Source organism: Brevibacterium otitidis (genome assembly GCF_042429315.1).
In the GTDB taxonomy this organism is placed as follows: Bacteria; Actinomycetota; Actinomycetes; order Actinomycetales; family Brevibacteriaceae; genus Brevibacterium; species Brevibacterium otitidis.
Genome location: NZ_JBHMAU010000070.1, coordinates 36,394 through 43,498, shown reverse-complemented (window position 1 = coordinate 43,498; position 7,105 = coordinate 36,394). Strand labels below are relative to the sequence as shown.

The 7,105-nt window shown below is 66.2% G+C and carries 5 protein-coding genes, 1 tRNA gene and 1 pseudogene; 2 read left to right on the top strand and 5 right to left on the bottom strand.

Features of this window, described 5'->3' with window-relative positions; translation table 11 throughout:
• Positions 1–78: 78 nt before the first annotated feature.
• A pseudogene (locus ACFFN1_RS11750) lies at positions 79–1,083 on the bottom strand (M20/M25/M40 family metallo-hydrolase); the annotation flags it as partial.
• Positions 1,084–1,337: 254 nt separating this feature from the next.
• On the opposite strand from ACFFN1_RS11750, the gene ACFFN1_RS11745 reads away from it, so the two are divergent.
• Together ACFFN1_RS11745 and ACFFN1_RS11740 are read left to right on the top strand one after the other, a co-directional pair.
• Positions 1,338–2,627 carry an NAD-dependent epimerase/dehydratase family protein gene (locus ACFFN1_RS11745; RefSeq protein ID WP_376840967.1) on the top strand — a complete coding sequence of 430 codons (1,290 nt, stop codon included), beginning with the start codon at positions 1,338–1,340 and terminating at the stop codon, positions 2,625–2,627.
• On the top strand, positions 2,627–3,814 hold the full coding sequence (locus ACFFN1_RS11740) for a glycosyltransferase family 4 protein (RefSeq protein ID WP_376840966.1): 1,188 nt from the start codon (positions 2,627–2,629) through the stop codon (positions 3,812–3,814). Before ACFFN1_RS11745 ends, ACFFN1_RS11740 begins: the two co-directional genes overlap by 1 nt.
• A gap of 23 nt (positions 3,815–3,837) precedes the next feature.
• Here ACFFN1_RS11740 and ACFFN1_RS11735 read toward each other — a convergent pair whose 3' ends face one another.
• The 4 genes from ACFFN1_RS11735 to ACFFN1_RS11720 form a co-directional block, all read right to left on the bottom strand.
• Positions 3,838–4,473, bottom strand: a complete 636-nt coding sequence (locus tag ACFFN1_RS11735; RefSeq protein ID WP_376840965.1) for a hypothetical protein — start codon at positions 4,471–4,473, stop codon at positions 3,838–3,840.
• 164 nt (positions 4,474–4,637) lie between these two features.
• Positions 4,638–4,725 (bottom strand) — tRNA-Leu (locus ACFFN1_RS11730).
• A gap of 96 nt (positions 4,726–4,821) precedes the next feature.
• Positions 4,822–5,736, bottom strand: coding sequence for a MaoC/PaaZ C-terminal domain-containing protein (locus ACFFN1_RS11725; protein WP_376840964.1), 915 nt, complete (start codon positions 5,734–5,736; stop codon positions 4,822–4,824).
• The gene (locus tag ACFFN1_RS11720) at positions 5,733–7,103 is read right to left on the bottom strand and encodes a 3-oxoacyl-ACP reductase (RefSeq protein WP_376840968.1); all 1,371 of its coding nucleotides are present in this window, start codon (positions 7,101–7,103) and stop codon (positions 5,733–5,735) included. Before ACFFN1_RS11720 ends, ACFFN1_RS11725 begins: the two co-directional genes overlap by 4 nt.
• Between the last annotated feature and the right edge of the window lie 2 nt (positions 7,104–7,105).

Sequence of the window (7,105 nt, the reverse complement as noted above, 5' to 3'; positions counted from 1 at the left end):
GTGGTAGATCAGGTGGTTAGCGCTTCTGATCCTCGGGGACCTCGACCCCTACCCGCCAACCAGCACCCGGCGAACCTCACCCCCACCGGATGTCCGAAGAGCCAGTTTGAGCTTGAGATCCTCGTACTGGCCGGGCAGGTGGCGGCAGTCGACATAGGCGGTGGCCGTCGATGGGATGACATTGTGCTTGTAGCCGGCCTCCAGCATCGACGGGTTCGAGGTGTTGGCGAAGGTCGCGCCGACGAACTTCGCCACCGAGCCGAGCTCGTCGAGCAGCTCCCCATAGGTCTCTGCGGTGAAGGGGATGCCGGTGATCTCCGAGACCCCCTGCAGCAGCTCGCGGGTGGCCTGCGGCATCTGCTCCGGCCACTCATAGGAGCCGATCCGGGCGACCGCCTCGGCGAGCTTCGTCACCGGGTTGTCCTGGTTGATCTGCGAGCCGTGACCGGCGGTGCCCCGGGCGATGAGCTTGAGCCAGGCGATGCCCTTCTCCGCCGTCTGCACGAGGTAGACGCGCTGCCCGCGCACATCGACGGAGTAGCCGCCGACCTCGGAGATCGCCTCGGTGGCCCCGGCGAACACCTCGGGATGGTTCTTCGCCATCCACTGCGAGCCGTAGAGTCCGCCGGCCTCCTCATCGGCGAAGAACACGATGATGAGATCCCGGCGCGGCCGCAGATTCTCCCGCATCATCGCGCGCACCACGGCGATGATCATCGCATCCATGTCCTTCATGTCGACAGCTCCGCGACCCCAGACGAGACCGTCGCGGATCTCTCCGGAGAAGGGATCGACGGACCATTCGGAGGCGTCGGCGGGCACCACGTCGGTGTGGCCGTGCACGACGAGGGCCGGTGCCTCGGGGTCGGTGCCCGGCACCCGGGTGACGAGGGTGGCGCGGCCGGGAGCGGATTCGTAGATCTGTGATTCGAGGCCCACCTCGGCGAACCATTCGGCGATCCGGTCAGCGGCCGGACGCTCCGGATTGCACTTGTTGTTGCCCCAGTTCTGGGTGTCGATGCGGATGAGCTCCTGGCACAGTCGCGTGACCTCTGCCTCTGCTGCGGCGAACTGGTGACTCATCGGCGTACTCCTTCACTTTCGCGGTCTCTGGGGCCCGGCGCGGGTTGCCCTGAGCGTACACCCGTCCGCGATGCGGGCTCCGAGGGGGTTCGCCATCCGGAAATCAGCGAACCGCAGATGAACAGGACGTGACACCTCGGGAGCGGGATCATGCGGCAGGCGGTGCGCGGGCAGGGGTTGGCTCTGCATATGACACACTTACGTCTATGTGTCCCCCGGCGCATCAGCGCCGCTGCCGATTCAGGAGGAACAAGGTGAAGACAGTTGTCTGCGGTGGAGACGGTTTCTGCGGCTGGCCGACAGCGCTGCATCTCTCAGCGCGAGGCCATGACGTCGTCATCCTCGACAACCTTTCGCGCCGGGCCATTGATGAGGAGCTCGGTGCCGAGTCGCTGACGCCGATCACCTCGATCGAAGAGCGGATCGAAGCCTGGGAGGAGATCAGCGGCAAGCGCATCGAGTTCGCCAAGATCGACCTCGCGCAGGACTACGAGGCGCTGCTGCGACTCCTCGGCGAATACGAGCCGGACACCGTCATCCACTTCGCCGAGCAGCGGGCTGCGCCGTACTCGATGAAGTCGCCGGCGCATAAGCGCTACACCGTCGACAACAACGTCAACGCCACCCACAATCTGCTCGCCGCCATCGTCGAGAACGGCCGCGACATCCACCTCGTGCACCTGGGCACGATGGGCGTCTACGGCTACGGCACCGCCGGGATGGAGATCCCCGAAGGCTACCTCGATGTGCAGGTCACCGCCGATAAGGACGCCGAAGGCCGCCCGTGCGAGCCCTACCAGGTCGAGCAGCAGATCCTGTACCCGACGAACCCGGGCTCGATCTACCACATGACGAAGGTTCTCGACCAGCACCTCTTCGCCTACTACGCGAAGAACGATGCGCTGCGCATCACCGATCTGCACCAGGGCATCATCTGGGGCACGAACACCGCTGAGACGAAGCTCGATGAGCGTCTCGTCAACCGCTTCGACTACGACGGCGACTACGGCACGGTGCTCAACCGCTTCCTCATGCAGTCGGCTGTCGGCTACCCGCTCACGGTGCACGGCACCGGCGGGCAGACCCGCGCCTTCATCCACATCCAGGACATGGTCCGCTGCGTCGAGATCGCGGTGAACAACCCGCCGGCAGCCGGTGAGCGCGTCAAGATCTTCAACCAGCTGACCGAGACCCACCGGGTGCGCGAACTCGCCGAGCTCATCTGCTCGATCACCGGCGCCCGCCTGGAGAACGTGCCGAACCCACGCCATGAGTCGGCCGAGAACGAGCTGCACGCCTCGAATGCGACGTTCCTGGCCCTCGGCCTCAAGCCGACGACGCTCTCCGATGGGCTGCTGATGGAGGTCAACGAGACCGCCAAGCGCTACGCTCACCGGGCGGACCTGTCGAAGATCCCGGCCTCCTCGTTGTGGACGAAGAACCAGCGCCCCGGCGTGCCCAGCGTCCCGGCTGATGCATCCGGGCTGCCGGCCGCATCGACGGCTGACGCGCAGGACGAGACGGCGGCGGTTCCCGGCAGCTGATGCGGATCGCGCTCTTCACGGAAGTCTTCCTGCCCAAAATCGACGGGGTCGTCACCCGGCTCATGGGCACCCTCGACCATCTGGCCGATATGGGTCACGAGGTGGTCGTGTTCGCGCCGGGCCATCCACCCGCCCGGTACGCGGGATTCCGGGTGGTGCCGGTGCATTCGGTGTCCTTCAAGCCGTGGTACCCCGAGCTGCGGGTGGGACTGCCGACTTCCAACATCGCCCGCACGATGGAGCGGTTCCATCCGCATGTCGTGCATGCCGTCAACCCGATCTGGCTGGCGGCCTACGGCACGCTGTCGTCGAAGCGGCGCGATCTGCCGATGCTCGCCTCCTTCCACACGAATGTGCCGGAGTACGCCCAGCGGCTGGGTCTGGAGTGGATCACCTCCACGACTGAACGCTGGATCACCTGGATCCACAACCTCGCCGAGGTGAACCTGTGCACCTCCCAGCCGATGATCGAGCAGGCGGCCGCTGCTGGGATCAAGAACCTCGATCTGTGGCCGCGGGCGGTCGACACTGTGACCTACCGGCCGGAGAACTTCTCGCAGCGGATGCGCGAGCGGCTCACCGACGGCCATCCTGAAGACCGGCTGCTCATCTATGTCGGCCGTATGTCGAAGGAGAAGGACCTCGATGTGCTGCGCGGAGTCATCGGCGGTGCGCCGGAGGGCACCCGGCTGGCGATGGTCGGCTCCGGACCGCACCTGGAGCAGCTCAAACGCGAGTTCGCCGGCACGCCGACGGTCTTCACCGGCTATATGAGCGGCCACGAACTCGCCGAGGCGTACGCCTCCGCCGATGTGTTCGTCTTCCCCTCGACAACGGAGACCCTGGGCCTCGTCGCCTTGGAGTCGATGGCCTCGGGTGTGCCGGTGGTCGCCGCGCGTGCCGGGGGCATCCCCTTCGCTGTGCCCGATGGGGTCGGTGGTCTGCTGTGCGAACCGAACTCCAGTCAGGACATGTCCGCTCAGGTCAACCGGCTGCTGGCGGATGAGAGTCTGCGCCGCTCCCTATCCGAGGGCGGCCGGGAGGCGATGGAGCAGCACAGCTGGCGGGCCGCGACGGAGAAGCTCGTCGAATGCTATGAGCTGGCCATCGAGCGGCACTGGGAGGACTATGTTCCTCCGCGCTGGCGCATCAAGACCTTCGGCCGGCCGATGCCGCGGGCCGAATGAGCCCGTGAGCTGAGCCGGTGACTTCAGGAGTCTGTGGGCTCGTCTGCTGAGTCCTTGGCGTCGTTCCAGTTGCCGAAGTAGTTGCGGACCGAGGCGCCGGCTGGGCGGGCGCGGCCTGCCGCACGTTCGTCCTTCACCCAAGCCTCGTAGCTGGTGAAGCTCTCCGATCCTCCGGACGACCGGGCATCGGCGAGGAAATCGCTCACTGCACCGTGGAAGGCCTCGGACGAGTACTGGAAGGTGCCGCGGCGGCGTCCCCCGTCCGAGGTGGGGAAGCCGAGGGAGCTGAGTGCGTCGTTCCAGAAGTTGGCGCCGAGGCGCTTGCGGACCGTCTGGCTCGTCGGGGGCCAGAGCTGGTGGCCGGCTTGGCCGGCGAGCTCAAGGCCGCGGACCGCTCGCACCCGGGCCGCATCATAGGCGTCCTTCGAAAATGCGGTTGCCGTGCCGGCGGCGAGCACTGCCCGTGTGGCGGCAATCAGGCCGAAGACGTTGCTGACTTCCGGCTCGGTCCTCCCCTGCTCGGCGAGATCTGCCGCCAGAACCTCGGCCGATTCCGGTTCGACCGCGCCGGTGGTGTCCCACGCGGGCGGGAGGTCGGAGGAGAGCGCATACAGATAGTGGACTGCAGCGGCGACGAGTTCGTTGCGCGTGGTTGGCACGGAGGACTTCCTTGTCTGTCCGAAATGTGGTCAGGTGAGCGCTAAGCTCATCGGCGAGTATGCCACACTTCCCTCTGCCTGGGGCCGATGCTGCCGCCGGTATGGGGCTGCCACAGCAAAGAAAGATCTCGGGATGCCGCTGTGCGGCACCCCGAGATCTGCTGTGCGCGAGGGGGGACTTGAACCCCCACGCCCGATATAGTGGGCACTAGCACCTCAAGCTAGCGCGTCTACCAATTCCGCCACCCGCGCGGGCAACAGAGAACACATTACATGTTCCGGACAGGTTTGCAAAATCCGCCGCGAGTGCTGTGCCTCACATCTGCATGCCAGCCCTGGTGTGCTGCATCATCCCTGGTCAGACGCCGCGCCATCGGTGCTGAACGACAGCGGCCTGACACTTCCGAGCACGTGCGGTTTGCCCTTCTTCAGATCCCATACGGCGAAGCTGCGGCCACCGCCCGCGGTGCCGTCGAAGACACCGAAGCCCACGCGGGCCGGCAGGATCACAGGCTTGGCGAACTGTGCCTGCCATGTGTAGGCGTCCCAGCCGCCCTGAGTTGCTGAAAACGCACGTGAAGCCGTGTACATGCCGTGTGCGATCGAAGCTGGGAAGCCGAATGCTTTGGCCGCCAGAGGGTTCATGTGGATCGGATTGTAGTCCCCAGAGACCTTCGCATATGCCGGACCGATCGAGCGCGCGAGTTTCCAGATCGCCGACGGTGCGCTCGGAACTTCGAACTCGGTGCGCTGCTCCTCTCGCTCCGCTTCAGCGCAGGCAAGGTGCTTGCCGATCGCCAGATACGTCGCTGTCTCATCGAAGACCGTCTCGCCGTCGACGAGGCCGGTGATCTCAACATCGAACTCAGTGCCCTTGCGGTGCTTGCGCGCCTGGCCGATGTGCACCTGGGTCGTGACCGTCTCGCCGATGCGCACCGGCCGGTGGAGGGCGAAGCGGTTGAGCACATGCACAAGGCCCAGCAGCGGCAGCGGAAAGCCCGGGTCGGTCATCAGCTGCATTGCCAGTGGGAAGCCGAGCTTGTGCAGATAACCGGGATGGACGGTATCGCTGACTGGTGCCGCCACGACGCGGTGGAACGCGGCGACCTCGGCTGGATCGAGCGTGCGCGTCGACTCGACGGTGCGGGTGGGCATATGCGCCGAGCTGTGCTGACGCTTCTTGAACTGACGCAGCAGCGCTTTGGTGATGACCGCTCCGCTGCTGATGGGCTTGGGAACGTTGAGCGTGGTCTTCGGCATCATGCCCCCAGCAGACTCTGGCCGCACACGCGCAGCGTCTTGCCGTTGATGCCGCCGGCAGCCGGCTGCGCGAAGAACGCAATCGCCTCGGCGACGTCGCGCGGCTGTCCGCCCTGCTGCAGGCTGGAGATGCGTCGGCCGAGCTCGCGTGGCACAAGCGGCATAGCGGCGGTCATATCGGTTTCGATGAATCCCGGGGCCACTGCATTGATGGTGCCGTTTCGGGTGGCGAAGTCCTCGGCGGCTGCTGCCACCATGCCGACGACGGCAGCCTTCGAAGCAGAGTAGTTCGTCTGCCCGCGGTTGCCTGCCAGACCGGCGATCGAGGCGAGGGAGACGACGCGCGGTTCCTGGCCCCAGCCATCGGCAGCGGTGATCGCCTCATTGATCCGCAGCTGCGAGGAGATGTTCACCGCAATGGCCGATGCCCACCGGCTCTCATCCATATTGGCCAGCAGCTTGTCGCGGGTGATGCCGGCGTTGTGGATGAGGATGTCGATCGGTGCTCCGACGCGCTTCATGATCTGCGCGCCGGCATCTTCGGCGGTGATGTCGAGCTGAATGGCCGTGCCGCCGATGCTGTTCATCGTCGATGCCAGGGCCTGCCCTGCCTGCGGCACGTCGACTCCGTAGACAGTGGCGCCGTCGCGGTGCAGCACACGCGCGATCTCAGCGCCGATCCCCCGGGCCGCTCCGGTGACAACCGCGACCGCGCCGGACAGCGGGCCGGTCTGCCCGGTCGCAGCGAACTCGGCTGCCGTCGCGGCTTCGCCGCGGTCGCTGGAGACAGTGAGGAACTGGCCGGAGACATACGCAGACTTCGCCGACAGGAGGAACCACAGAGCTGCCACGGCAGAAGGGGCAGTCGCAGCGACACCGTCGAGCACAATGCCGTTAGCGGTGGACCCGGCGCGCATCTCATGTGCCAGTGACCGGGTGATGCCGGTGACAGCATTGCGCACCGCGTTGAGGGCCGGGTCCGCATTCGTGGTGTGGGGAAAGACGACGCCGGCATCAGCGACAGTGATGACACGCCCGCACTTCGTCAGCTGGCGCAGAGCAGCACCCATGCTGAGGGTGGTCTCCTGCAGCTGATCGGGATGGGCGAGGCCGTCATAGGCAGCGATGATGCCCTGGTAGCGCAGGCCCGGGTTCGGGGTGCGGTGCACGCTGAAGCCGTTGTCGAGCAGCAGCTGGCTGAGCCCATCGGCTCCCGGGGTGTTGCCGAGGACGAGGAGCGGCTCGCTCAGGTACCCGTGGGCGGAGTCGGCCGGGTCGAATCGGCGCAGCGGCACCGGAGCCGGCAGGCCGAGGGCCTTGACGATCTTCTTGAGCGGGCCGTTGGCCAGAGAGATGTAGCTGTCCTTCATGT